Annotated in this window: 21 protein-coding genes and 1 pseudogene; 9 read left to right on the forward strand and 13 right to left on the reverse strand. The window is 71.8% G+C overall.

Annotated features, from left to right (window positions below; genetic code table 11):
- Positions 1-144 precede the first annotated feature (144 nt).
- Positions 145-1,323: a glycerate kinase gene (locus ACFWY6_RS08890; RefSeq protein WP_384687529.1), complete on the reverse strand. Its 1,179-nt coding sequence runs from the start codon at positions 1,321-1,323 to the stop codon at positions 145-147.
- A gap of 401 nt (positions 1,324-1,724) precedes the next feature.
- Here ACFWY6_RS08890 and ACFWY6_RS08895 point away from each other — a divergent pair, with 401 nt between their 5' ends.
- Positions 1,725-2,795 carry an ADP-ribosylglycohydrolase family protein gene (locus ACFWY6_RS08895; protein ID WP_384687530.1) on the forward strand — a complete coding sequence of 357 codons (1,071 nt, stop codon included), beginning with the start codon at positions 1,725-1,727 and terminating at the stop codon, positions 2,793-2,795.
- A 40-nt stretch (positions 2,796-2,835) separates the two neighbouring features.
- Positions 2,836-3,327, forward strand: coding sequence for an NUDIX domain-containing protein (locus ACFWY6_RS08900; RefSeq protein ID WP_384687531.1), 492 nt, complete (start codon positions 2,836-2,838; stop codon positions 3,325-3,327).
- A 9-nt stretch (positions 3,328-3,336) separates the two neighbouring features.
- Here the strand turns inward: ACFWY6_RS08900 and ACFWY6_RS08905 are convergent, their stop codons facing one another.
- The 4 genes from ACFWY6_RS08905 to ACFWY6_RS08920 form a co-directional block, all read right to left on the reverse strand.
- The gene (locus ACFWY6_RS08905; RefSeq protein WP_384687532.1) at positions 3,337-3,837 is read right to left on the reverse strand and encodes a methylated-DNA--[protein]-cysteine S-methyltransferase; all 501 of its coding nucleotides are present in this window, start codon (positions 3,835-3,837) and stop codon (positions 3,337-3,339) included.
- 41 nt (positions 3,838-3,878) lie between these two features.
- Positions 3,879-5,354, reverse strand: a complete 1,476-nt coding sequence (locus ACFWY6_RS08910; protein WP_384687566.1) for an AlkA N-terminal domain-containing protein — start codon at positions 5,352-5,354, stop codon at positions 3,879-3,881.
- A gap of 252 nt (positions 5,355-5,606) precedes the next feature.
- A complete protein-coding gene (locus ACFWY6_RS08915) occupies positions 5,607-6,128 on the reverse strand; it encodes an O-acetyl-ADP-ribose deacetylase (protein WP_384687533.1) in 522 nt (173 codons plus the stop codon).
- Positions 6,125-7,534, reverse strand: coding sequence for a phytoene desaturase family protein (locus ACFWY6_RS08920; RefSeq protein ID WP_384687567.1), 1,410 nt, complete (start codon positions 7,532-7,534; stop codon positions 6,125-6,127). The genes ACFWY6_RS08915 and ACFWY6_RS08920 overlap by 4 nt, the downstream gene beginning before the upstream one ends.
- A 98-nt stretch (positions 7,535-7,632) precedes the next feature.
- On the opposite strand from ACFWY6_RS08920, the gene ACFWY6_RS08925 reads away from it, so the two are divergent.
- Positions 7,633-8,256: a hypothetical protein gene (locus ACFWY6_RS08925; RefSeq protein ID WP_384687534.1), complete on the forward strand. Its 624-nt coding sequence runs from the start codon at positions 7,633-7,635 to the stop codon at positions 8,254-8,256.
- Here ACFWY6_RS08925 and ACFWY6_RS08930 read toward each other — a convergent pair.
- On the reverse strand, positions 8,192-9,013 hold the full coding sequence (locus tag ACFWY6_RS08930) for an inositol monophosphatase family protein (protein WP_384687535.1): 822 nt from the start codon (positions 9,011-9,013) through the stop codon (positions 8,192-8,194). The two genes, ACFWY6_RS08925 and ACFWY6_RS08930, sit on opposite strands and share 65 nt — an antisense overlap.
- Before the next feature lie 126 nt (positions 9,014-9,139).
- The gene (locus ACFWY6_RS08935; RefSeq protein ID WP_384687536.1) at positions 9,140-11,305 is read right to left on the reverse strand and encodes a hypothetical protein; all 2,166 of its coding nucleotides are present in this window, start codon (positions 11,303-11,305) and stop codon (positions 9,140-9,142) included.
- Between the two features lie 221 nt (positions 11,306-11,526).
- Here ACFWY6_RS08935 and ACFWY6_RS08940 point away from each other — a divergent pair, with 221 nt between their 5' ends.
- Positions 11,527-12,621 carry a chemotaxis protein gene (locus ACFWY6_RS08940; RefSeq protein WP_384687537.1) on the forward strand — a complete coding sequence of 365 codons (1,095 nt, stop codon included), beginning with the start codon at positions 11,527-11,529 and terminating at the stop codon, positions 12,619-12,621.
- Between the two features lie 93 nt (positions 12,622-12,714).
- Complete coding sequence (locus tag ACFWY6_RS08945; protein WP_384687538.1) at positions 12,715-13,359, forward strand: hypothetical protein; 645 nt, start codon at positions 12,715-12,717, stop codon at positions 13,357-13,359.
- A gap of 13 nt (positions 13,360-13,372) precedes the next feature.
- On the opposite strand, the gene ACFWY6_RS08950 is transcribed toward ACFWY6_RS08945, so the two are convergent.
- From ACFWY6_RS08950 to ACFWY6_RS08970, 5 genes and pseudogenes are all read right to left on the reverse strand, one after another.
- Positions 13,373-14,635 (reverse strand): arginine deiminase, encoded by a 1,263-nt coding sequence (locus ACFWY6_RS08950; protein WP_384687539.1) that lies wholly within the window; start codon positions 14,633-14,635, stop codon positions 13,373-13,375.
- Between the two features lie 101 nt (positions 14,636-14,736).
- Complete coding sequence (locus ACFWY6_RS08955; RefSeq protein ID WP_384687540.1) at positions 14,737-16,194, reverse strand: basic amino acid/polyamine antiporter; 1,458 nt, start codon at positions 16,192-16,194, stop codon at positions 14,737-14,739.
- 137 nt (positions 16,195-16,331) lie between these two features.
- Entirely contained in the window at positions 16,332-17,051 is a 720-nt protein-coding gene (locus ACFWY6_RS08960) for a DUF4232 domain-containing protein (protein WP_384687541.1), read from the reverse strand.
- 15 nt (positions 17,052-17,066) lie between these two features.
- Positions 17,067-17,735 (reverse strand): response regulator transcription factor, encoded by a 669-nt coding sequence (locus ACFWY6_RS08965; protein ID WP_360764440.1) that lies wholly within the window; start codon positions 17,733-17,735, stop codon positions 17,067-17,069.
- A 650-nt stretch (positions 17,736-18,385) separates the two neighbouring features.
- Positions 18,386-19,489, reverse strand: a pseudogene (locus tag ACFWY6_RS08970) (sensor histidine kinase); the annotation flags it as partial.
- Positions 19,490-19,734: 245 nt separating this feature from the next.
- Here ACFWY6_RS08970 and ACFWY6_RS08975 point away from each other — a divergent pair.
- Both ACFWY6_RS08975 and ACFWY6_RS08980 read left to right on the forward strand, forming a co-directional pair.
- A complete protein-coding gene (locus ACFWY6_RS08975; protein WP_384687542.1) occupies positions 19,735-20,778 on the forward strand; it encodes a carboxymuconolactone decarboxylase family protein in 1,044 nt (347 codons plus the stop codon).
- On the forward strand, positions 20,775-21,692 hold the full coding sequence (locus ACFWY6_RS08980; protein WP_384687543.1) for a class I SAM-dependent methyltransferase: 918 nt from the start codon (positions 20,775-20,777) through the stop codon (positions 21,690-21,692). The genes ACFWY6_RS08975 and ACFWY6_RS08980 overlap by 4 nt, the downstream gene beginning before the upstream one ends.
- A 12-nt stretch (positions 21,693-21,704) precedes the next feature.
- Here ACFWY6_RS08980 and ACFWY6_RS08985 read toward each other — a convergent pair whose 3' ends face one another.
- The gene (locus ACFWY6_RS08985) at positions 21,705-22,283 is read right to left on the reverse strand and encodes a hypothetical protein (RefSeq protein WP_384687544.1); all 579 of its coding nucleotides are present in this window, start codon (positions 22,281-22,283) and stop codon (positions 21,705-21,707) included.
- A gap of 255 nt (positions 22,284-22,538) precedes the next feature.
- On the opposite strand from ACFWY6_RS08985, the gene ACFWY6_RS08990 reads away from it, so the two are divergent.
- Positions 22,539-24,053: an NCS1 family nucleobase:cation symporter-1 gene (locus tag ACFWY6_RS08990; protein WP_384687568.1), complete on the forward strand. Its 1,515-nt coding sequence runs from the start codon at positions 22,539-22,541 to the stop codon at positions 24,051-24,053.
- 102 nt (positions 24,054-24,155) lie between these two features.
- Positions 24,156-24,722 (forward strand): dihydrofolate reductase family protein, encoded by a 567-nt coding sequence (locus tag ACFWY6_RS08995; RefSeq protein ID WP_384687545.1) that lies wholly within the window; start codon positions 24,156-24,158, stop codon positions 24,720-24,722.
- The last annotated feature ends 86 nt before the right edge of the window (positions 24,723-24,808 follow it).

Here is a 24,808-nt window from a genome sequence, read left to right on the forward strand (position 1 = left end):
GGGCGGCGCGGGGGGGTGAGGGGCCCGTCGATCCCGGGCTTCGCCGTGTTCGTCCCCAACCGCCGGCGGGGATGAAAGACGGGGGGCGGGGCTGGATATATCCAGCCCGGCCGGCGTTTGAGACCATCAGGGAACGCCGCTGCGTCAGACCAGGAAGTCCCGCGCGATTCCCTCCGCCACCGTCTCCAGGATCGGCCCGGCCTCGGCAATGCAGCGCGCCACATCCGGCTCCACGTCAGTGAGTGCGTACGCCCGCCGGATCCCGGCGCGGCCCAGCGCCTCCGCCGGGAGGGCAAGGCGGCCGCAGACCGCGACGACCTCGATGCCCGCGGCCCGTGCCGCCGCCGCGACCCCGGCGGGGGCCTTCCCGTGCAGGGTCTGCTCGTCCAGCGAACCCTCACCCGTGATCACCAGCGTCGCCCGCTCCAGCGCGGGCGCGAAGCCGAGGACGTCCAGCATGACCTCGATGCCGGGCCGGAAGCTCGCGCCGAGCCCGACGAGCGCGCCATAGCCGATGCCACCGGCCGCCCCGGCCCCGGGAGACTCCGCGTACTCAAGGGCGGCGGAACCGGCCGACTCGGAGAGCACCCGCGCGAAGTGCGCGAGCGCCGCGTCCAGCTCGGCCACGTCCTCCGGGGTCGCGCCCTTCTGCGGCCCGTACACCGCGGGCGCGCCCTTCGGTCCCGTCAGCGGATTGTCCACGTCGCTGGCGAGGACGAGGTCCACCTCGGCGAACCGGGGGTCAAGGCCGGACAGGTCCGCGCGCGCCAGCGAGGCCAGCGGGCCGCCGCCCGGCGCCACCGGCGCACCCTCCGCGTCCAGGAACACCGCGCCGAGCGCGGCCAGCATCCCCGCACCGCCGTCGGTCGTCGCACTGCCGCCGACGCCGAAGACGATCGTTCGCGCCCCCGCGTCGAGCGCGGCAAGGAGCAGCTCTCCGGATCCGTACGTCGTGGACGTGAGCGGCGCGAACACTCCCTCGGGCAGCAGCTGGAGGCCGGACGCCTCCGCCATCTCGACCACGGCGGTCCCGTCGCGCAGCGCGTACGCCGCGGTGACCTCGTCGCCGAGCGGTCCCGTGACCCGCACCTCGCGGCGCTCGAAACCGGCCGCGACCGCCGCGGCGACCGTGCCGTCACCGCCGTCGGCCACCGGCAGCGCCTCGACCTCCACCTTCGGGTCGACGCGGCGGAGCCCGGCCGTCACCCGCTCGGCGACCTCCACGGCCGTGAGCGACCCCTTGAACTTGTCCGCGGCAATGAGCACATGCTGCGCATCCCGCGCATGCCGCACACGCCCCGCCGTCTCAGCAGCGTCCGCCACCTTGCTTCCCCTTGCTTTCGGGCCTTGCTCACGTCAAGGCAGTCGCGCCGCTGCGACCATAACCGCAGATGGGGCCGCCTGCCCATGGCTGCCTTCTCGCGAGGGCGGAAAATTCGGCCCCTAAATCATCCTTAATCGCCTCAAAGGCGGTCAGGTGGATCACGGAAATGATCGATCAGCCCTTGCCGTCGGCGCCGCGCGAGTCGTACAGCTGGGTGCACCATGCCGCGACGGGGCCCGCGGCGGAGAGGGCCCCGAGGGCGGCGGCGGCCGGCACGGTCGTACGGCGTTCCACGTGCGCTCCCAATTTTTCGCCGAAAACCGGACAAACTTCTCATGCTCCGCGACAAAGGCATTGCGTTGACCGCGCGGAAGCACCGTGAATTCGGTAAACCGGACGCATGACCCCAGTGCATGCGGAACTCGCCGACCGCGTACTCGGCGGCTGGATCGGGCGGATCGCCGGCAACATGCTCGGCAAACCCATCGAGCGGGGCGACTACTGGACGCGTGATCGCATCGAGCGCTATCTGCGGCAGGCCGACGCGCTGCCGCTCACCGACTATCTGCCCGAACCCCCCTCCTGGGTCGAGGAGTTCCAGCTGCGGCCCGAGTGGCAGCGGTGCGTGCGGGGCGGGGTGCACGGCAGCTGCCGTGACGACGACGTCGACTACGCGATCCTCGGCCTCGACCTCCTGGAGACGCACGGCTTCGGCTTCAGCACGGAACAGGTCGGCGAGCTGTGGCTGCTGCGCCTGCCCTATCTGCAGACCTTCACGGCGGAGCGGGCCGCGTACCGGAATCTCGCGAACGGGCTCAAGCCGCCGCTCACCGCGACCTACGACAACGCCTACCAGGAGTGGATCGGCGCCCTCATCCGCGCCGACATCTTCGGCTGGACCTGTCCCGGCGCCCCGCGCCGCGCCGCCGCGCTGGCCCGCCGCGACGCCGTCCTCTCGCACACCGGCAACGGCGTGTACGGGGCGATGTGGGCGGCGGCGCTCATCGCGGCCGCGTTCACCGCGCCGACCCCCCGTGCGGCGCTCGACGCGGCCCTCGGCGTGATCCCGTCGAGCAGCAGGCTCGCCCGCACGGTGCGCCGGGTCCTCTCGCTGCACGACGCCGGGCTCGGCTGGGAGGAGACCCTGGCCACCTCGGAGGAGGAGACCCTGGGGCTCGGCTGGATCCACACGGTGCCGAACTCCGCCGTCCTGACCGCCGGACTCCTGTACGGCGAGGGGGACTTCACCCGCACCATCGCCCTGACGGTGCGCGGCGGCCTGGACACGGACTCGAACGGCGCGACGGCCGGATCGGTCGCGGGCGTGCTGTGCGGCGCCAAGGCGATCCCCGCCCAGTGGCGTGATCCCCTTGAGGACCGGGTGCGGAGCGCGGTGTTCGGCTTCGACGGGTCCCATATCAGCGAACTGGCCGCGCGGACCGTGGACTTGGCCGAAGTGCCACGCGTGTGACGCAAGCGGTCGCGGCGGGCGCTGCGTCTAGGCTTCCGGTGTGACCTTCCAGGACTACGCCACATACATCGCAGGCCTCCCCCGCGTCATCGCCGGGGCCGCCGCAATCTTCAGGGACGCCGAGGGACGGGTACTGCTCGTCGAACCCAACTACCGTGACGGCTGGGCGCTGCCCGGCGGGACCATCGAGTCGGACGACGGAGAGACACCACGCCAGGGGGCACGGCGCGAGACCGCCGAGGAGATCGGCCTGGACCTCGAACTGGGGCCGCTGCTCGTCGTGGACTGGGTTCCCGGTGCGGACCGGCCACCGCTGGTCGCCTATCTGTACGACGGCGGGGTGCTCGACGAGGACCAGCTGAAGTCGATCCGCCTCCAGGAGGAGGAGCTGCTCTCCTGGCGCCTGGTGGCCCGCGCAGAGCTGCGCGAGTATCTGCCGGGCGAGCTGGGTCTTCGGGTCCTCGCGGGACTCGCGGCGCTCGACGCGGGGCAGGGTGCGGTGGAGTTGGAGAGCGGGGTGCGGGTGGGCTGAGGGCCGCCTTCAGAAGAGCGCGGCTTCGCTGTCGGCCGCCGCGCCCTCGAAGGCCAGCAGCCGCTGCTTGCGGTCGAGTCCGCCGCCGTAACCGGTCAGGTTGCCGCTCGCGCCGATCACGCGGTGGCAGGGGACGATGACGCCGATCGGGTTCTTGCCGTTGGCCAGGCCCACCGCCCGGGACGCGTTGGGTTTGCCCAGTGCGTCCGCGAGCTGCCCGTACGTACGGGTCTCGCCGTACGGGATCAGCTGGAGCTGTCGCCAGACGGTGCGCTGGAAGGGCGTGCCGTCCAGGCGCAGCGGCAGGTCGAACTCCGTCAACTCGCCCGCGAAGTACGCCTCCAGCTGGCTGATCGCCTCGCCGAACGGCGCGGGATCGCGGTCGCCGAAGGTCTCCTCGGGCGGACGGTGGCGCTGCTCCGTCATGTAGAGGCCGCTGAGGGTGCCGTCGGTGGACACGAGGGTGAGCGGCCCGTAGGGGCTGTCGATGAGGGTGTGCAGCCGGTGCATGAGAGTGCCGCCCTTTTCTTTACGTTCTTCACGCGGGGTCTTTACGCGGGGATCGTGTTGATGGGGTGCTCGTCGGTGGCCCACAGGTACTGGACCGCGTAGGCCCGCCAGGGGCGCCAGGCCGCGGCGCGCGCGGTGAGCGCGGCCGGGGTGTGCGGAAGGCCCAACTCCTGTGCGGCGCGACGGATTCCGAGATCGGACGGCAGGAACGCGTCCGGGTCGCCGAGCGCGCGCATCGCGATGACCTCCACCGTCCAGGGGCCGAACCCGGGGAGCTCGATGAGCCGCGCCCTGGCCTCGTCCCAGTCGCTCGCCACGCCGAGCTGGAGCGATCCGTCGGCGAGGTGACGTACGAGGGTGGTCAGCGTGGTGCGGCGGCTGCGCGGCAGCGCCAGCGCCTCCGGGTCGAGCGCGGCGAGGGCTTCCGGCGCCGGGAAGAGGTGCGTGAGGCCGCCTTCGGGGTCGTCGACCGGCTCTCCGTGCGCGGTGACCAGACGCGCGGCGTGGGTGCGGGCCGCGGCCGTGGAGACCTGCTGGCCGAGCACCGCGCGGACGGCGAACTCCGCCTCGTCGACGGTGCGCGGCACGCGGCGTCCCGGCGCCTTGTCGACCAGCGGCGCGAGCAGCGGGTCGGCGCGCAACTGGCCGTCGACGGCCACCGGGTCGGCGTCCAGGTCCAGCATGCGGCGGCAGCGGCTGATGGCGATGGTGAGGTCGCGCAGGTCGGTGAGGCTGAGGCGGCAGGCGATGTGGTCGGGCGTGGGGGTGAGGGCGACGACCCCGTGCCCGTAGGGGAGGCGCAGGGTGCGTCGGTACGCCCCGTCGCGCCACTCCTCCACGCCGGGTACGGCGGTGGCGATGAGGTGGCCGAAGAGGTTGTCCGGGGTGAGCGGGGCGCGGAAGGGGAGGCGGAGGGAGAGCACTCCGGGGGCGGCGGGCGCGGGGGCGGCCGTTCTGGGCACCCGGGCCCTCAGCTCGCCCGGGGCGAGGGCGAAGACCTCTCGTACCGTGTCGTTGAACGTACGGATCGACGAGAAGCCCGCGGCGAAGGCGATCTCCGCCATGGGCAGCGGGGTCGTCTCGATGAGCAGCCGCGCGGTCTGCGCGCGCTGGGCGCGGGCCAGGGCGAGCGGTCCCGCGCCGAGCTCGGCGAGGAGCTGTCGCTCGACCTGGCGGGTGCTGTAGCCGAGGCGTCCTGCCAGACCGGGGACGCCTTCGCGGTCGACCACTCCATCCCCGATGAGGCGCATCGCGCGGGCCACGAGGTCGGCGCGCTGGTTCCACTCCGGGGAGCCGGGGCTGCTGTCGGGGCGGCAGCGCTTGCAGGCCCGGAATCCGGCCTGCTGGCAGGCGGCCGCGCTCGGGTAGAAGCTCATGTTCTCGGGCTTCGGGGGGACCACGGGGCAGCTGGGGCGGCAGTAGATCCGGGTGGTGAGAACCGCGGTGAAGAACCACCCGTCGAACCGGGCGTCCTTCGACTGAACTGCGCGTACGCAGCGGTCGGCGTCGTGATGCATGACGCCGGCACCGGTGCTGGTGCTAGCGCTGGTGCTGGCGCCGGCCTGGGTGGTGGCGGTGGCCGTGACGGTGGGCATGGCTCAAGGATCGTGCATGAAGGACACGGATGGCTGGCGAAAATCCGACATGGACCTTACCCACACAGCAACCGTCCGCCGCCCGCTGTGGGCAGGCGTTCCGCAGGGCGGAACGGGTGGGCACAGCCCCACCTGCCGGGCCCCGACGAAGCAGGCCCCGGGGGGCAGCGCCCCCTACGCCCCCGCCAGCGCCGCCGTAAACGCCTCGTAGGCCTTCGCATCGAAAAGAACGAAGCGGATCTCGTCGAAGGCGGCCGGCACGGCATGCTCCCGGACGGTCCGGATCGCAATGCGGGCCCCGTCGTCCAGGGGCCACCGGTAGACGCCGGTCGAGATCGCGGGGAAGGCGACCGTCCGGGCCCCCACCTCCTCGGCCACGCGCAGCGACTCCCGGTAGCAGGACGCCAGCAGGCCGGAGCGGTCCTCCGTGGCGGACCACACCGGCCCCACGGTGTGGATGACGTACTGCGCGTCAAGGCGCCCGGCGGTGGTCGCCACCGCCGCACCGGTCGGCAGCCCCTTGCCGTAGTGCGACGCCCGCAGCCGCCGGCACGCCGCAAGGATCTCCGGCCCGCCGTTCCGGTGAATCGCACCGTCCACCCCGCCACCTCCCAGCAGGGAAGAATTCGCGGCATTGACGATCGCGTCGGCCGTCTGCCGGGTGATGTCGCCCTGGACGAGCGTGATGGCCGTCATGCGGAGCGAAGCCTCCTCCATACCGCCTTGGCGGCGTTGTGCCCCGACATGCCGTGCACCCCGGGCCCCGGCGGCGTCGCGGACGAGCAGATGAAGACCGCGGGATGCGCGGTGTTGTACGGGAAGAGCGACAGTTTGGGGCGGAGCAGGAGCTGCAGCCCGCTCGCCGCGCCGCAGGCGATGTCACCGCCCACATAGTTGGCATTCCGCGCGGCCAGCTCCGCCGGGCCCGCGGTCGCGCGCGCGAGGACCCGGTCCCGGAAACCGGGGGCGAACCGCTCCAGCTGCCGCTCGATCGCGTCGGTGAGATCCCCGCTCCAGCCGTTGGGGACATGCCCGTACGCCCAGAAGACCTGCTTGCCCGCCGGTGCGCGCGACGGATCGACGACACCGGGCTGCACGGTGATGAGGAACGGCCGGTCGGGCGCGCGGTTCTCGCGCGAGGCGGCACGCAGGGCCGCATCGATGTCCGCGCTGCCGGCCCCGACCTGCACGGTGCCCGCGACGCGCGCCTCCTTGGCGGTCCAGGGGACGGGGCCGTCAAGGGCGTAATCGATCTTGAAGGCGCTCGCGCCGTAGCGGTAGTTCTCGTAGCTCCGCCCCAGGCCCGCGATCCGCGCGAGCGCCGTGGGCGATGTGTCGAAGACGTACGCGCGGGCGGGCGGCAGGTCGTCGAGCCGCTTGACCTCGTAGTCGGTGTGCACCGCGCCGCCGAGGTCCTTCAGATACGCGGTGAGCGCGTCGGAGATCGACTGCGAGCCGCCGCGCGCGACCGGCCAGCCGCGGGCGTGCGCGGCCAGCGCGAAGACCATGCCGACACCGCCGGTGGCGAGCCCGCCGAGCGGCGCGATGACATGGGCGACGAGCCCGGAGAACAGGGCGCGGGCCCGGTCGTCGCGGAAGCGGCGCATCAGCCAGGTGGCGGGCGGCAGACCGACGAGTCCGAGGCGCGCGAGGGTCACCGGGTCACGCGGCAGGGCCGTCGCCGGCAGCGACATGAAGTCCCGCAGGACGGTGTCCCACTTGCTGACGAAGGGCTCGACGAGCCGTCGGTACGTCCCCGCGTCGCGCGGCCCGAACGAGGCGGCCGTCTCGGCGACGGAGCGGGAGAGCACGGCGGCGCTGCCGTCCGGAAAGGGATGCGCCATCGGCAGCTCGGGCTGCAGCCACTCAAGGCCGTACCGATCGAGCGGCATGGTCCTGAACACCGGTGAGTTGACGCCCAGCGGGTGGGCGGCGGAACAGGGGTCGTGCCGGAACCCGGGAAGGGTCAGCTCCTCGGTCCGCGCACCGCCGCCCACGGTGCTCTTGGCCTCGAAGACGGCCACGGAGAAGCCGCGGCGGGCCAGCTCGACGGCAGCGGTAAGACCGTTCGGTCCCGCCCCCACGACGACGGCATCAAGCATCGACGGCACCTTCGGACTCCTTTGTCAGCCGATGGCCACTGCCGCCCAGGATAGGCCTGGCCACCGACAGCGCCGTGGGCGCGGGTAGCCTCTGCCGGGTGACGCAATGGTTCCGCCGTGCCGACGCGGGCTCCGACGGCTGGTTCGAGGCCGGGGACGACTCCGTCGTCGTACGCCAGGCGTCCTTCGACGAGCCGCACGGCACGGCCTCCGTCGCCGCCTCGCGCGATGAACTCGCCTGGGTCCACGAGCAGTTCGGAACGCTGGGCGCGGGGCTCTACACGGCGCGGTACGGCGCACTCCTGAACGGACTCGTCGAGGATGACGCCGGGCCGGTCGCCGAGGCGGTCACCCAGCCGGTCGCCGAGGCGGAGTTCGAGCACGCGTGGCGGCGCGCCCGCCACGGCCGCAACACCTCACCGCCGAGTCCGGGCGGCCCGCTCCCCCAGGGCACGCGGCGGACCGGCACGGTCAGTGAGCTGCCATGGGGTCCGGGCAGGACCGGGCTCTTCGTGGACCTGGGGCTGCCGATCCGCTGCTTCGTGGACCTGGCCTGGCTCCCCCTGGATCCCGATGACTGGCCGGCCGTCGGCACCGTCACCGAGTTCGAGGTCACCACCGTCCGCTTCGACTTCGAGTCGGGCGGCGACCCGCAGATCAGGCTCCGGCCGACAGCAACGCCACCACCCGGTCGGCCGTGGCCGCGTCCCGGGCGGCCGTGAACGGCAGGGCGTTGCCGCCCGCTATCCGGAAGGGCTGCCCGGCCACGGTCAGGTCGCTGCCGCCGGCCTCCGCCACGAGCAGCAGTCCCGCCGCGTGGTCCCATGCCAGTTCCCAGGAGAAGGCGATCGCGTCCAACTCGCCCTTGGCTATGGCCAGATACTCGAGACCGGCCGACCCGCAGGGCCGCGGCGCGACGCCGTCCGCCCGCAGGCCGCCGAGCGCACGCTTCTGGTCTTCGGTGGTGAAGTCCGGGTGCGAGGTGGCCACTTCGATGACCTCGCCCGGCGTGCCGGCCTCCAGGCGCCGTCCGTCGAGCCAGGCGCCCTTGCCGCGCACCGCGACGGCCATCTCGTCAAGCGCCGGGGCGTACGTCCACGAGGCGTGGACCTCTCCTCGCCACGCGAGCGCGACGAGCATGCAGAAGCCGGGGTCGCCGTGGACGAACTGCCGGGTGCCGTCGACCGGGTCGACGATCCACACCGGCGCGTCGCCGCGTATCGCCTCGTAGCGCGAGGGGTCGGCGTGGACGGCTTCTTCTCCTACGACCACGGAGCCGGGCAGCAGCTCCGTGAGCGCGGCGGTCAGCTGCTCCTCGGCGAGGCGGTCGGCCACCGTGACGAGGTCGTGCGGGCCGCTCTTCTGTACGACGTCTTCCGCTGTGAGCTGCCGGAACCTCGGCATGACCTCGGTGGCGGCAGCCTTGCGGAGGGCCTCTTCTACTGCGGGTACTCCGCTTTCCAGAAAGTCTTCGATCATGCCTCCATGAGAGCACGCCGCACTGACAACGCGTACGGAGCGGGTGTATAGGGGATTTCCCCGACGTGAATTCCACGCAACCCCGGGCGCCGGTCCGCGGCCGCAGCCCACGGCCGCACCCCCGCCTCACCTCTCCGCGTTCAACGCGTCCACCGCGCCCCTCGCATCGCCGATCGTGAGGTAGTCCACGGCGACGAAGTTCACCGGCCTGCCGCGCTCGCGTTCGCAGGCGTGTACGCGGTCGAGGACCGCGTCGCGGGTGTTGACCGTGCCGGCGTCCAGGCGGCTGCCGCCGTCGATGGTGATGAAGTGGTTCAGGAGGAAGAGGCGCTTGTCCGTGCCGCCCCGGTGCGGGACGCAGGTCATCTCCTCGGGGGTGCGGAACGCGTAGGGGGTCTCCATCCCGTACCGGTAGAAGTTGCGGTACCAGGGCGCGGGCCCGTCGGCGCGCTCGGCGAAGACGACGAGGCGCTTGCCGCTGTCGATCATCTCGCCGAGATCGGGCCACGGGCGGGACGGGTCCGCGGCGGGCTCGAACAGCAGGTCCGCGAGACCGGCCTCCTCGAACGCGGCCGCGGTGGCCTCCGCGTCCACGGCGTCCTGCACGATCAGCGTGACGACCTCGGTGGGGTGGGCCCGCAGCCAGTCGCCGACCTCGCGCAGCGTGGGCACCAGGCCGATGGCGCCTGCCCGGCACACCGAGTGGCAGAGCCACAGGCCGTCCCGTGGCGGGTTGAACTTGTTGATCGCGGCCAGGATCTGCCCCTGCAGCCGGGGCGAGAAGTCCGACCCTTCGAGTCGTTCGGCGATCTGTTCCGGGCGCTCCCAGGTGTAGGTGTCGATCTGCAGGGCCCGTACGCCGTCGTTGAGCTGGGCGGTGATGCGGGGGTCCTGCAAGGGCCCGATGAACTGGTCGGCGGTGGTGGACATCGCGTTGTGCGAGGTGAGCTGGGCGATCTCGTCGTAACCGCGGTCGCAGAGCCGGGAGCTGCCCTGGCAGACCCTCGGTTCGGCACGTCCTGCCGCCAAGGGTGCGAGGACGACACCCCCGAGCGCGACCCCCGCCACCCCTGCGGCGAGCACCTGCACGCGCCGGGGGCTGACCGTCAGGGCGGGTCCCGTCTGCCAGGCCCAGCCGACGGCGACGAGCAGCGCTCCCCCGGCGAGCAGGATGTACGCGGCGACGGTCGCGGTGGTGAGCACGCCGTCCACGGCGGCGCTCACCACGTCGTCGACGAGCCGCGACACGGACCCCGGCCAGGACGCGGGCGTGCTGATGACGCCGCCGTCCGTGGCCACTCGGGCGGCCACCACGCACAGCCCTGTGAGGGTGCCGCCCGCGGCGAGCGCCCAGCCGAGCCCCATCAGGCGCCGGGCGGGAGCCGCGGGCCCGGAGACCCACAGGAACGCGAGGGCCGCGACGCCGAGCAGGGCGGCGAGCGGCTCGACCACGCCCTGGGCGAGATGCGTGACGGAGCGCGCCCGGTGCAGCGGGGCGAGCGCGTCGCCCGATGTGTCGAGGTCGGCGGTGATGTTCCAGGTGTCGCCGCCTGCGGTCTCGCGCAACTGCTCGGTGGCCTGGCGGGTACGGTCCGACACCGCCTCTGGCCCGACGGCGGCGAGCGCGGTGGCGATGTCCCCGCTGTCCAGCGCCACCTCGACCTCGGGACGGAGCTTGTCGCGGCGGTCCTCGGGCACCACCTGGAGCAGCGCGCGCGTGGCCGCGACGGCCTGGTCCCTGGACAGCTCCAGGGTGGGCAGATCGGCCGGCGGCACCCCGGCGGCCACGGCGTTCGCCGCCTGGTCGAGGCCCTCGATGAAGGCGGGGAAGTCGGGCTCGGGCTGCCGCTGTACGGAGGCGACGAGATCACCGAAGTACGTCTGGGCGAGGTTGCCGACGTTGGTGAGCAGCGGCCGCAGGTCCGCGGTGAGGCGCAGCGTGTCGTGCTCGCCCCGCAGATATCCGGTCACCTCCGCGATCTGCCGGTCGGCCATGGCGCGCAGGGTCTCCGGGGGCAGCACGATCTTCAGGTTGGAGGTGACGGCCGCCTCCGGGACCGGCAGCCGCCCCAGCAGGTCGCGGGCGACCGGGAGGGTCTGCGGGTCGACGAGGACTTCGTTGTAGAGGCGGTCGTAGGCGTGCTGCTCGTCGAGGACGCGCTGGTGGAAGCCGGGGCTGAGGACCGTGCTGCGCGCCGTGGCCGTCGCGGCAAGGACGGCCACGCACAGCACCGCCACGATCCAGGCGACGGGCCGGAGCCGGCGCCGCAGACGGATCGCGCGCTGTTCCATGAACTCAGGTTGAGTCCCGCGGGCGGACGCGGCGACTCGGTACGTGCGTGACGCACCGGCCCCGGCAGACGACAGCCGAGGCGAAATGCCCCACCCGCACAACCGACATAAGGTGCATTACGCGGCGTAATGGCACCGGAGGCCTTCAGTAGCCACCCGTCAGTCAGTAGCCACCCGTCAGTCACCCGTCCCGAGGCACCCGTCCCGAAAGGGCCCGTTCCATGCACCCCTCCCTCACCCCGGAAGCCCTCGCCGAGCTGCGGAAGACGCGCACCTATCCGGCCGTCACGGTCCTGCTGCCGACGCACCGCAGGGAACCGGACAACGCCCAGGATCCCGTACGGCTGCGCAATCTCGTCGCCGAGGCCAAGGAGCGCCTGAACGCCGATCCGGCCGTGACCAAGGAGCAGCGCGCGGAGGTGGCGGGGCAGCTGGACCGCGCGGTGGCCGATGTCGATCTCGTGCACGCCGAGGACGGGCTCGCGGTCTTCGCCGCCCCCGGGGAGCACCAGGTGTGGTCGGTCGCCAGGACGGTGCCGTCGCGGGTGGTGCTCTCGGACACGTTCCTGACGCGCAACCTCGTCGCGGCCCGGGCCGCCGAGCGCCCGTACTGGGCCCTCGCCGTCTCCGCCGACCGCGTCACGCTGTGGGACGGCACGCCGGAGCGGGTCGGCGAGCACACCGCCGACGGGTTCCCGCTGACCCGGAGCCTCGACGACCCGGACGCCGAGCGCAAGGAGCGGATCGGCGATCTGCCGAGCACCTTCCGCGACGAGCGGACCCGTACGTTCCTGCGCGCCGCGGACCAGGCCGTGAGCGCCGTCCTCGACGCTCACCCGCGCCCCTTGTTCGTGGCCGGGGAAGCCGCGGCGCTCTCCCTCCTCGACGACATCGGCACGGTCACCAAGAAGGCCACGCGGGTGCCGCACGGCGGTCTCGCGGACGGCCCCGCGGACGCGGTGGGCCAGGCGATGGCTCCGCTCGTCGCCGACCGGGAGAAGGCCGAACTCGACGCCCTGATCAAGGAGTTGGACACGGCACGGGGCCAGCGGCAGTTCGCCGCGGGGCTCGACGAGGTCTGGCAGAACGTGACCGCCGACCGGGTCCGGCTGCTCGCCGTCGATGACACCTTCCGGCAGACCGTGCGCGACGACGGCGGGCATCTGGTGCCGGCCACCGCCGACGATCTCGACGCCGTCGAGGACATCGTGGACGAGATCGTGGAGCGGGCCCTGGACACCGGCGCGCAGGTCCGTTTCGTACCCGAAGGAACGCTCACCGAGCAGGGCGGGATCGCCTGCGCCCTGCGGTACTGACGTCAGCCGCAGCAGGGATCAGCCGTAGCAGTGATCAGCCGCAGCAGTGATCAGTCGTAGCAGTGAGTCGCAGCAGTGAAAGGACCGCTCCGCATGAATCCCCTGCCGCCCGGCGCGCCGCGACGCCCCAGGAAGGCGGTGTCCGCCGCCCTCGCGCTGGCCGCCGCCGTCACGGCCGCCGCCCTCGTCTCGTGCAGCACCGAAAGCGACGCCCCCTCCAGCGAGGGCAGCCGGACCATCAGCGAGCGGCCGACGGCCCCCGATTCGGCGTCCTTCTCGGAGAAGACCGCTTCGCCCCTGAAGTCGGCCGCCTCCGAGGCCGCCGAGTCCGCGCGCGCTTCGGCATCGGAGGCGGCGGAATCGGCCTCGGAGCGCGCGGACGAGTTCGAGGCGTCCGTGTCCGCGGAGTCCGAGCGGGTCCAGAAGGCCGCGCAGGACGAGCTGAAGGACGTGGACGGCGAGGGCAATGCGATGGCCGACGTGTCGATGACGGGCAAGCCGCGCTCCGAGACCGGCGGCGTGCTCGCCTCCATCGTGACCATCACCAACAGCACGGACAAGAAGGCGTCGTACGCGCTCCAGGTCGACTTCCTGGATCCCGACGGCAAGACCGTGGAGACGCGCTACATCGGCAAGGAGGACCTCGACCCCGGCGAGCGGGCCCAGGCGTACGCCATCAGCCACGCGCCGCCGGAGCCGAAGCTCTCCGCGAAGCTGGTCAAGGCCCAGCGGTACTGAGCCGCGGCCCGGTTCAGAAGTCGACGACGTCGCGGATCAGCGGGCACGTCATGCAGTGCCCGCCGCCGCGGCCCCGGCCGAGTTCGGCGCCGACGATGGTGATGACCTCGACGCCCGCCTTGCGCAGCAGGGTGTTGGTCTGGGTGTTGCGGTCGTAGGTGACGACCACGCCCGGCTCCAGGGCGACGGCGTTGTTGCCGCTGTCCCACTGCTGGCGCTCGGAGGCGTACACGTCTCCGCCGGTCTCGATCACCCGCAGCCCGGAGAGCCCGAGCGACTTGGCGACGACGTCGACGAACGTACGCGAGCCCTCATCGGTGATGTCCATGCCTGCCGGGCCATCGCCTGGGCGCAGCGTGAAGGAGTGCACGGCGTCCATGATCTTCGGGTAGAGCGTGACGACGTCGCGGTCGGCGAAGGTGAAGACGGTGTCGAGGTGCATCGCGGCCCGCAGCTTGGGCATGCCGGCGACGACGACCTGCTCCGCCGCGCCGCTCTGGAACAGCGAGGCCGCGACCTGTGTGATGGCCTGCCGCGATGTGCGCTCGCTCATGCCCATCAGTACGACGCCGTTGCCGACCGGCATGATGTCGCCGCCCTCGAACGTGGCCTGGCCCCAGTCGAGTTCGGGATCGCCCCACCACACCTGGGCGCCGGTGAAGTCGGGGTGGAACTGGTAGACGGCCTTCATCAGGAGCGTCTCGTCGTGCCGGGCGGGCCAGTACAGCGGGTTCAGCGTGACGCCGCCGTACAGCCAGCATGTCGTGTCGCGGGTGTAGAGCGTGTTCGGCAGCGGCGGCATCAAGTACTCGCGTACGCCGGTGGATTCGCGGACGAGCGCGACATAGCCGGAGCGGAACTCGTCCGGCAGATCCGCGGTGGCGAGGCCGCCGATGAGGTAGTCGGCGAGGCGGCGCGGTTCCAGGGTCTCCAGGAAGGCGCGGGTGTCGTCGATGAGGCCGAGCCCGACCTCGTTCGCGGTGATCTTCCGCTCCAGGAGCCAGTTCCTGGCCCCGGGGATCGCCATGGTCTGGGCGAGCAGGTCGTGCAGTTCGACGACCTCGACACCGCGCTGCTTGAGCTTGTCGACGAAGTCGGCGTGGTCCCGCTGGGCGTTCTCCACCCACATGACGTCGTCGAAGAGCAGGTCGTCGGCGTTGGTGGGGGTCAGTCTGCGGTGCGCGCGACCGGGCGCGCAGACCAGCACCTTGCGCAGCTTGCCGACCTCGGAGTAGACGCCGTAGTCCGGGGTGCTCGGCGTGTCGGGGCTTGTCACGGTGTGCCTTTCCGATGCGGGTTCCGATGCGGGTTCCGATGCGGGTTCCGATGCGGGTTCCGATGCGAGTACGGCGTGGCGGCAGGTGAATTGACGGTGGGTCAGAGGCTGATCCACCCGACCACGAGGGCGATGACACCGACCCCGGCGCCGGCGGTCGAGATGGCGAGGATGACGAGCTCGCGCGGCGAGAAGAGGCGTCTGCCCTGTTCCCGCCTGGCCATCACGAAGAGGATCGTGGCCGGGGCGTAGATGATGAACGAGACGAGGACGAACTTGAGGCCTGCCGCGTACAGCAGGAACGCCGTGTAGACGACCGCGATCGCGCCCACGACGAGTTCGCCGCGCGTTCCCCTGCCCCCGTGGGTGAGGTCGTCCGGCCGCAGCGCGATCTTCGCGGCGAACGCGGCCGCGAGCAGATAGGGGATCAGGGAGAGTGAACTGGTCAGGTCGAGCGCGAAGTTGAACGCGTCGTCGGAGAACGACGTGACGATCAGGACGACCTGCGTCAGGCAGGTGGTCATCAGGAGCGCGGGCACGGGCACGTCGGCGGCGGTGGAGCGGCCGAGGAAGCGCGGCATGTCCTCGTCCTTGGCCGCCACGAACAGGACTTCGGCGGACATCAGCGTCCAGGCCAGATACGCGCCGAGCACCGAGACGATCAGCCCTACGCTGATGAACACCTTGCCCCAGGTGCCCACCGCGGACTCCAGGACTCCGGCCATCGAGGGCTGGCGGAGCGCGGCGATCTCGTTCATCGGCAGGATGCCGTACGACACGATGGTGACCGAGGCGAAGACGGCGAAGACGCTGAGGAACCCCAGGATCGTCGCCTTTCCCACGTCCTTGCGGCGCTCGGCATGGCGCGAGTAGACGCTGGCGCCCTCGACGCCGAGGAAGACGAAGACGGTGGCGAGCATCGTGCCGCGCACCTGATTGAAGAGGGAGCCGGAGTAGTCCGCACCGCCGAAGTTGTCGGCGAAGACGTCCGCCTTGAAGTAGAAGAGCGTCAGGACGACGAAGAAGAGGATCGGGACGATCTTGGCGACCGTCACGACGCGGTTGATCGCCGCGGCCTCCTTGACGCCCCGCTTGATGAGCAGGAAGAACCCCCACAGGCCCGCCGACGACAGCAGCACGGCGAGGCCGGTGTCCCCCTCGCCGAGGCCCGGCCAGATGGCGCCGACCGTCGACATGATCAGGACCCAGTACGTGACGTTGCCGACGCAGGCGCTGGCCCAGTAGCCGAACGCCGAGAAGAAGCCCAGATATTCGCCGAACCCGGCCTTGGCGTAGGCGTAGACACCGGCGTCCAGATCGGGTCTGCGGACGGCGAGGGTCTGGAAGACGAAGGCGAGCATCAGCATGCCGGTGCCCGCGATCGCCCACGCGATCAGCGCACCGGCGACACCGGTCTCGTCCGCGAAGCGGCTGGGCAGCGAGAAGACCCCGGCGCCGACCATGGAGCCGACGACCATCGTCGTCAGCGTCAGAAGCGTCAGTTTGGCCGCCGGCGCGGATCCGGTGGTGGCCTGGTCGCTCGTGTCGGCGTGACTCATCAGCCCCTGGTCGCCTCCCGTCCGGGCGGGCCGGCGCCGACGGTCGACTGACCACCCTGAGCGCGAACCTATCCCCGGCGTACAGACTTGTCCTGATATGGACACCCAAGGCGATGAAAAGGAACCGTGCGCTGCGGCTAACTCGGCGGAGTGGGCGGTGCGGGTGCCGTAGGCCTGGACGCCCTGGTGTCGTCGGCCGGGGTCTTCTGCCAGGCCGTGGTGCCGATGCGGCCGGTGTTGCCGAGGTCGATCCGGCCCTGCGGCGTCACGGTCGCCTTGCGGACGCCCTCGGCCGGGGCGACCTCCAGATAGGTGCCGCTGACGGCGGTCGTCGTCGTGTCGGTGACGGTGTTGCGCCAGACCAGCGCGGTGTAGGCCGACTCCCCTTGCTTCAGCGTGACGGTGTGCGGCCCGGGGTCGTCCATCTGCGTGACGGGTTCCGGCCCTTCGAGGATCTGTACGTCGAGGAGTTCACGGTGCTCGTCGAGCACCCTCAGTCCCGGGTAGCCGTTCAGCCGCTGGACCCGCTTCCCGCAGTTGGTCAGCGTCACGCTCATCGCGCGCAGGCCCATGGCGGCGTCGACCATGCCCGGCTCGATCCGCACGCCGGAGGCCGGGCACGAGGAAGTGGGCGCGGCCGGTACCGGCTCCTCCTCGACGGGGATCGGCGTCCTCGACGCCAGGCCGGGCGCCGTGGGCACACCCGAGGCGGCAGCGGAAGGACCGCTTTCGGGAGCGGCGTCCGCCGTCCGCTCAGGGTTCCTCTCCCGATCGAGCTCCTCCGAGAGCCCGCACCCTGCGGCGAGCAGGGCGACAGCGGCGAGGGCCCCGACATGTCTGAACGGTATGACGGTCACCCGGCGATGATGCCACTAGGGAGTCGCGTTCCGAGCCGCCACGAGCCCCGATTCGTAGGCGAAGACGACCAGTTGGGCCCGATCGCGCGCACCGAGCTTCGTCATCGCCCGGCTCACATGCGTCTTCGCCGTGAACGGGCTGATCACCATGTGCTCGGCGATCTCCTCGTTCGTCAGTCCACGCGCGGCGAGCGCGGTGACCTCGCGCTCCCTGCGGGTGAGCGTCTCCAGACCCGGCGCCGTGGCCCGGTCCGGCGGCCGCGACACAAACTCTCCGATCAGCCTGCGGGTCACCGAGGGCGAGAGGAGGGCCTCCCCGCGAGCGACGATCTCGATGCCCTGCAACAGATCCGCGGGCTCGGTGTCCTTGAGCAGGAACCCGCTGGCCCCGGCACGCAACGCATCGAAGACGTACTCGTCGAGGCCGTAGTTGGTGAGGATCACGACGCGTACGCCTCCGAGCCGCGGGTCGGCGACGATCCGACGCGTCGCCTCGATCCCCGTCATCACGGGCATCTGTACGTCGATGAGCGCGACGTCGGGCACGCACTCGCGCACGAGGGCAACCCCACGCTCCCCGTCGGCGGCCTCCCCCACCACCTCGATCCCGTCCTCGGCATCAAGCAGCGCACGGAACCCCGCCCGCATCAACGCCTGATCGTCCACCAACACAACCCGAATCACGCCCACTCCCCACGCCACCGGACATCGGCGACGACTTTCGCCTTCGAGCTGGGCGAGGCACCGGGGCCGTCCGAGACACGTGGGGCATGTGAGCCGGGCGAGGGGTCCGCGCCATCCGAGACACGTGGGGCACGCGAGCCACTCAGGCCACGCGAGACACCTGGAGCACCCGGGCCAGACGAGCCACCCAGGCGATCCGAGACACCTGGAGCACGTGAGCCGCCCGAGCCCACCGACTCACCCGAGGCGGCCGAGACACCTAGGTCGCCCACCGTTCCACCCGAGCCTGCCGAGGTGCCGGGGTCTGCCGATCCGCCCGAACCTGCCGAGACTCCTGGGCCCGCCGAGGTGCCTGGGTCTGCCGAGCCACCCAAGCCCCCCGATCCACCCAAGCCAACCGATACGCCTGGGCTCCCCGAGACACCCGCTCCATCCGAACCGTCAGCGACGCCGGAACCGTCAAACCCCTCGGAGACGCCCGAGCTGCCTGCGACGCCCGCCTCACCCGAGCCATCCGCCGCCCCCGACCTGCCGTTCCCCTCCGAGCCCGCCGCACGCACAGCCTCGGTCGCACCCGCGGCCGCCCCCGCACCGGCACCGGCACCGGCACCGGCCCCCACACCGACCACCCCCGAAGCCATTCCCCCCACCCCCACCGGCAGTTCCGCCCAAACCGCGAACCCTCCCTCGGACCGCGGCCCCGCCCGCAGCGTGCCGCCGAGCGCGACGACCCGCTCCCGCATCCCCGTGAGGCCCGTCCCCTCCGTCGGCGGCATCCCGGCGTCGGCGAGCCCGTCGTCCGTTACCCGGACCTCCAACTCCCGCTCTCCATAGTCCAGTTCGACCATTACCCGCGCGGCACCCCCCGCATGGCGTGCCGCGTTGGTGAGGCCCTCTTGCACGATCCGGTACACGGCCCGCTCAAGGCCTCCGGCCAGGCCCCGCTCCCGACCCCGCACCGTCAGCTCCACGTCGAGACCGGCTGCCCGTGCGCGCTCCACCAGGAGTGCGGGGCTCCCGGTCGGCTCGTCCGTGCGCAGTACGTCCAGCGTCGAGCGCAGTTCGCGCATCGCCTCGCCGCTTGCCTCCTGGATGGCGAGCAGCGCGGGCGGTATCTCCTCGCCGCGTTTGCGGGCGAGGTGGACGGCAACCCCCGCCTGCAGCTTGACGATCGAGATGCTGTGCGTCAGCGAGTCGTGCAGTTCGCGCGCGATCCGCAGCCGCTCCTCCCCCGCACGGCGCAGCGCCGCCTCCTCGCGGGTCCGCTCGGCCTCCAGGGCGCGCTGCTCGGTCTGGCGCAGATACGCCTGCCAGTTCTTGTCGGCGAGGCCCGTGACCAGGGCGCACAGGAACCAGCCGGCCAGCAGCACGGTCCGCTGGGCCACGTCGTCCGCGGCGGAGCCCGCCACCGCGAAGCCCGCGAGGAACACACCCGCGGCCGCCGCGGCGACACCCCGGTGGCCCGCCCGCGCCGCCGTGTGCACGGCCGCCACCACCGGTATCGCCGCCACGCTGTCCGCCCCCGCGTGCAGCACCTCGCCCAGGAGCGACGCGGTGGTGACGGCGAGCACGACCCGGGGCGCCGCCCGGTGCGCGGCCAGGGCCAGCGAACCTGCCGCCAGCAGCGCGTGGTCAAGGAACCCCGCATCGTCCCCGTACACCGCCGCGACCGTGACGATCACGCCCACGACGGCCGCGAGCACCGCGTCGCCGAGCCACACCCGCCACCCCTCACGATCCGCGCGACCAGCCACCCCGCTCACCCCCGACCTCCGTCGATCCCCCGCCGCACCCCGCCGCACCCGCCGCGCATCCGCGCGTTCCCCCGCGTGTTCAAAAACCATAGACCGCACCACTGACAACGGCGTCGTCCGAGCAGACCGCTTCCCCACTACTCCCGCCGCAGTAGTCACGGCCCCGCCCGCCCCCGGCGACGTACTCCCAACTGCCTTCCGCCGTACGACGACCCGGCGCACCCGGCACCCGCACCCTCGATGCCATGGCAACCTTCCGATACACCGATCCCGTACTGCCGAAGTCAGCGACCGGCAGGACCGCCGACGCCTACGCGCAGATGGCCGTCGATTTCGGCCTCGCGGAGCCCGCGCCGCTCGTCGCGCTCTCCCCGGCACCCGAACTGTTCACCGCCACCTGGGCGTTGCTCCGCGAGTCCCTGCTCGCGGACGACGGCACACCCGGCGACGGCACACCCGGTGACGGCACCCCCGGCGGCAGCACCCGCACCGACCGCGAGCTGGTCGCCGTCGGTGTCTCGCTCGCCAACCGCTGCCCGTTCTGCGTGAGCGCGCACACGGTGATGCTGCACGCCACCGGCGACCACCGCGTCGCCGAGCGGGTGCTGCGCGGCGAGCAGCCCGATGACCCGGACCAGGCGCGGCTGCTCGCCTGGGGCAAGGCCACCCGTACACCGGGCGCTCCGGAGCTCGCGCCGCCGTTCCCGCGCGCCCACGCCCCCGCGCACATCGGCACCGCGCTCACCTTCCACTTCATCAACCGTGTCGCGTCGTCGCTGATGACCGAGCGGATGCTGCCGTGCAACGCACAGCGCCTGCGCGTGGTGCGCTCGCTCGGCGGACGTTCGCTGCAGAAGGCGGTCCGCCGCACCGTCACGCCCGGCGACTCGCTGGCCCTTCTCGACGAGCCGCTGCCCGGCCCCGAGTGGGCCGCGGGTTCGCCCGTCGGTCCCGCGTACGCCGCGCTCCGTGCGGCGGCGACGATGGGCGCCGGCCTGCTCGACGATGCCGATCAGCGGCTCGTCGAGGAGACCCTGGCGTCGTGGGACGGCGCGCATCCGCCGATGGTGTGGGAGTCGCTGCCGGACCGCGCGTCCCGGCCGGGGGCACGGCTCGCGCTGCTCGCCGCACTCGCGCCGTACCGCATCACGGACGAGGACGTGGCCGCCTGGAAGAAGCCGCCGTTCAGCGATCACTGCCTGGTGCATCTGATCTCGTACGGCGCGTTCGCCGCCGTCGACCGCATCGAGAGCGGCATCACCGCGCACCTCACCAGGGAGACGTCATGACCACGGAGAAGATCGCCGCCGCCAACTCCCGCCAGGTCAGGGCCTGGAACGGCGATGTGGGCGCCCACTGGGCCGCCCATCACGGGCGCTTCGACAGGATGCTGGGCGGCCTGAACGACACGCTGTTCGAGGCCGCGGCCATCGGCGCCGGCGACCGCGTCCTCGACATCGGCTGCGGCGCCGGGGGCACCACCCGGGTCGCGGCCCGGCGCGCCGCGCACGGCCACGCGGTCGGCGTCGACATCTCGGCGCCGCTCCTCGACGTCGCCCGTGCGCGCACCGCGGCCGACGGCATCCCCAACGCGGCGTACGAACTGGCCGACGCCCAGGTCCATGCCTTCCCGGCCGCGGCGTACGACGTGGCGATCAGCCGGGGCGGGGTGATGTTCTTCGCGGATCACGCGGCCGCGTTCGAGAACATCGGGCGGGCGCTGCGGCCCGGCGGACGGCTCGTGTTCGTCTGTCCGCAGCCCGTCGAGGAGGCTGTGGAGACAGGGGAGACAGGGGAAACAGGGGAGACAGCACATACAGGAGAGACGGGTGAAGCGAGCGAGGAGTCCCGGGCGCTCGCTCTCTTCGGCAGGCTCCTTGAGGAAGAGGCAGGGCCCGGGGAGCAGCCGTCCGCCGACGCGCTCGCGACCCGTGCCGCGATGGCCTCGCTCTCCGCCCCGGACCGCATCCACGAGGCGCTCGCCGCCTACAAGGACGTCACGGTGACACCCGTGAGCATCGAAGCCGTCTGGGGCGAAACCCCGCAGGACACGGTCGACTTCATGCTGTCGCGCACTCCGGGCCGGGCCGTGGCCCCCGAGGCGCGGGCCGCACTGGAGGACGTGTTCCGTCCGTACGCGACGGAGAGCGGTGTGCGGATGCGGGCGGGGGTGTGGCTGGTGACGGCGGTACGGCCGTCGTAGGACCACTCCCCGTCATCCCCGCCCGAACGGCCGCGCATACCCCACCACTTGGGCGGCCAGGCCCGCGATCGCCGCCGCCTCCACCACCGAGAGGGCGAGCAGCAGTCCGCCCCCTTCCCCGTCGGCCCAGAAGACGACGAGGCCGGCCAGCGGCACCACGCAGAACGCCACCAGGTCGACCAGGCACTGGATGACCTTGCGCGAGCGGCGCCGCGCGTCACCGCGATGGGCGGTCTCCCAGCCGAAGGCCGCGGGGGCCGCGGGGGCCGCGGAGTCCGCCCGCTCGTCCGTGGCCGCCAACTCCGCGAGGCGCGGCCCGAGATCGCCCCGCACATAGGCGCCGATCGCCGAGATCTTCTCGTCGTTGACGAGGTAGGTCCACCCCAGGACGACACAGACGGGCCCCAATGCGAGGAGCATCGAGGCCCGTTCGGTCTGTGCGGTGGCGGCGACGAGTGCCGCGACGGCCGCCAGCGTCACGTACAGGAGATTGTCGCGGAACCCGATCCGGGCCTTCTGCTCGTCCTTGACGACCTGGTACTCGGCGAGCAGCAGCTGCCCGACCGTTATGTCCCCCTGCGCCCCGCTCATGCCTCTCCCCATCTGTGAACCGCTACTCCCGTAAGTGTCAGGGGAGTTGTACAGTCCTCTCCACTCCGCGTTGGATCACGGCACCCGCACAGCGCCCTGTCCCTGTCACGTGGCACCTCCGCACGAGCCATCGTGGCCGGGCGTGCCCTGTCAAGAACGGCCTGCCCATGAACGACGCCAGTCCTCCCCCCCGTTCCCTCCGCCGGCCCCACCCCCGCCTCCTCCCCGGCTCAGCTCACCGCGACCGGGCACACGATCCCGACCCAGCGTTCCCACCCCGACGGCCGGGTGTCGCTCGCCGACGGCGTCACCCTGGACGACCCGCGGTTCGCGAACGAGGACCTGCTTCCGGTCCCCATGGAGCGGCGGACCTGGGGCGTGTACAACTACACGGCCCTGTGGGTGGGCATGGCCCACAACATCCCTTCCTGGACCCTGGCTTCCGGCCTCGTGGCGCTCGGGATGGACTGGAAGCAGGCGGTGCTCGTCATCGCTCTGGCCAATGTGATCGTGCTGCTCCCGATGCTTCTGACGGGCCACGCGGGACCCAAGTACGGCATCCCGTTCCCCGTCCTGGCGCGCGCCTCCTTCGGACTGCGGGGCGCCAATCTCCCGGCGTTGATCCGGGCGGCGGTGGCCTGCTGCTGGTTCGGCATCCAGACCTGGATCGGCGGCCAGGGGATCTTCCTGCTCCTCGGCAAGATCTTCGGCGGCTGGGCGAGCGCATCGGAGGTGGGCGGCTATCCCTGGACCCTGTGGCTCTGCTTCGTGGTCTTCTGGGCCTTCGAACTGGCCGTCATCTACCGGGGGATGGACGCACTGCGCCGCTTCGAGAACTGGGCGGCGCCGTTCGTCCTCATCGGCGCGGTGGTGCTCCTGGTGTGGATGGCGTCGAAGGCGGGCGGCTTCGGTCCGCTCCTGGACCAGCCCTCGGAACTGGGCTGGGGCGCGGACTTCTGGAAGGTCTTCTTCCCCTCCCTCATGGGCATGATCGGCTTCTGGGCCACCCTGTCCTTGAACATCCCCGACTTCACCCGCTTCGGGAAGGGCCAGCGGGCCCAGGTCTGGGGCCAGTCCCTGGGTCTCCCGACGACGATGACGGCCTTCGCGCTGCTCTCGGTCCTCGTCACCTCCGGTTCACAGGCGGTCTACGGAGCGGCGATCTGGGACCCGGTGGAGCTCTCCGCGAAGACGGACAACGTATTCGGACTGCTCTTCGCCCTGGTGACGGTCCTGGTCGCGACGGTCTCGGTGAACATCGCGGCGAACGTCGTCTCTCCGGCGTACGACCTGTCCAATCTCGCCCCGAAGCTGATCAACTTCCGTACCGGGGCGCTCATCACGGGCGTCATCGGCGTCCTGGTCATGCCGTGGAAGCTGACGGCGACGCCCGAGCTGTACATCTTCACCTGGCTCGGGGTGGTCGGCGGGCTCCTCGGCACGGTGGCGGGCGTGATGATCGCCGACTACTGGATCATCCGCCGTACGGTCCTCGACCTCGCCGACCTCTACCGCCCGCACGGCCGCTACTGGTACACGGCGGGCTGGAACTGGCGGGCCCTGCTGGCCTTCACGATCGGCGGCACCCTCGCGGTGGGCGGCTCCTACTCGGCCCCCGGAAAGGGCCCGTTTCCCGAGGACGGCCTCATCCCCTTCCTGGAACCCCTGGCGGACTACGGCTGGGCGGTGGGCCTGTTCGCGGCGCTCTTCATCTACGTACTGACGAGTCTGGGCAGCCGCGGCGGCAGCACGCTCTCCGACCGGCGGTGATCCTTTCCGGCCGACGATGATGCGGCGCCTTCCGAACCGGCGATGACTCGGCGCCACGGGAGCGGTCTACCCCTGTGGACGCACACGTCACAGGAGGCTCCCATGCGCAAGCTCGTCGTCACGGAGAACGTCACGCTGGACGGCGTGATGGACATGGCCGGGGGGTGGTTCGACCCGCTGGACAAGGAGACCGACCGGTCCGACATCACGGCCGCCACCGCCGAGCACCGTGCGGCGGCCGACGCGCTGCTCGTCGGCCGCAACACCTTCGAGGCGTTCCGCGGCTTCTGGCCACTCCAGGAGGACGACCCCACCGGGGTGTCCGGCTATCTGAACGCGGTGGACAAGTACGTCGTCTCCCGCACGATCGGCGACCCCGGCTGGCAGAACTCCACTGTGCTGCGCGGCCCCCTCGTCGAGGAAGTACGGGCGTTGAAGGAGGCGCCGGGCCGCGACATCGTGGCGACGGGCAGCACGCGACTGGTCCACGCTCTGATCGCCGAGGACTTGGTCGACGAGTACCGGCTGTTCGTCTTCCCGGTGGTCGTCGGCTCCGGCGCCCGCCTCTTCGAGTCCGCCGACATCCGCCTGGACCTCCTGGAGACACGGCCCTTCACCTCGGGCGCGGTACTGCTGCGTTACGCACCCACCGCACGGAATGGAGGCTAGGCCTGCCGACTCGCATGACTTACAGTCACGGCTGGTGCGGCGACCGGGGTTCCTGTGCCGCAACGGTCCGAGTGATGCGGCGGAGG

The organism is Streptomyces sp. NPDC059037, from assembly GCF_042740015.1.
Lineage (GTDB): Bacteria > Actinomycetota > Actinomycetes > Streptomycetales > Streptomycetaceae > Streptomyces.

Bases quoted from the DNA above. Each gene is read 5' to 3' on its own strand.
- ACFWY6_RS08920 (WP_384687567.1), bottom strand. From the start codon at position 7,534: ATGCTTGATGCCGTCGTCGTGGGGGCGGGACCGAACGGTCTTACCGCT.
- ACFWY6_RS08915 (WP_384687533.1), bottom strand. From the start codon at position 6,128: ATGACGGCCATCACGCTCGTCCAGGGCGACATCACCCGGCAGACGGCC.
- ACFWY6_RS08980 (WP_384687543.1), top strand. From the start codon at position 20,775: ATGACCACGGAGAAGATCGCCGCCGCCAACTCCCGCCAGGTCAGGGCC.
- ACFWY6_RS08945 (WP_384687538.1), top strand. From the start codon at position 12,715: ATGAATCCCCTGCCGCCCGGCGCGCCGCGACGCCCCAGGAAGGCGGTG.
- ACFWY6_RS08895 (WP_384687530.1), top strand. From the start codon at position 1,725: ATGACCCCAGTGCATGCGGAACTCGCCGACCGCGTACTCGGCGGCTGG.
- ACFWY6_RS08910 (WP_384687566.1), bottom strand. From the start codon at position 5,354: ATGCATCACGACGCCGACCGCTGCGTACGCGCAGTTCAGTCGAAGGAC.
- ACFWY6_RS08995 (WP_384687545.1), top strand. From the start codon at position 24,156: ATGCGCAAGCTCGTCGTCACGGAGAACGTCACGCTGGACGGCGTGATG.
- ACFWY6_RS08985 (WP_384687544.1), bottom strand. From the start codon at position 22,283: ATGAGCGGGGCGCAGGGGGACATAACGGTCGGGCAGCTGCTGCTCGCC.
- ACFWY6_RS08930 (WP_384687535.1), bottom strand. From the start codon at position 9,013: ATGATCGAAGACTTTCTGGAAAGCGGAGTACCCGCAGTAGAAGAGGCC.
- ACFWY6_RS08975 (WP_384687542.1), top strand. From the start codon at position 19,735: ATGGCAACCTTCCGATACACCGATCCCGTACTGCCGAAGTCAGCGACC.
- ACFWY6_RS08955 (WP_384687540.1), bottom strand. From the start codon at position 16,194: ATGAGTCACGCCGACACGAGCGACCAGGCCACCACCGGATCCGCGCCG.
- ACFWY6_RS08905 (WP_384687532.1), bottom strand. From the start codon at position 3,837: ATGCACCGGCTGCACACCCTCATCGACAGCCCCTACGGGCCGCTCACC.
- ACFWY6_RS08940 (WP_384687537.1), top strand. From the start codon at position 11,527: ATGCACCCCTCCCTCACCCCGGAAGCCCTCGCCGAGCTGCGGAAGACG.
- ACFWY6_RS08935 (WP_384687536.1), bottom strand. From the start codon at position 11,305: ATGGAACAGCGCGCGATCCGTCTGCGGCGCCGGCTCCGGCCCGTCGCC.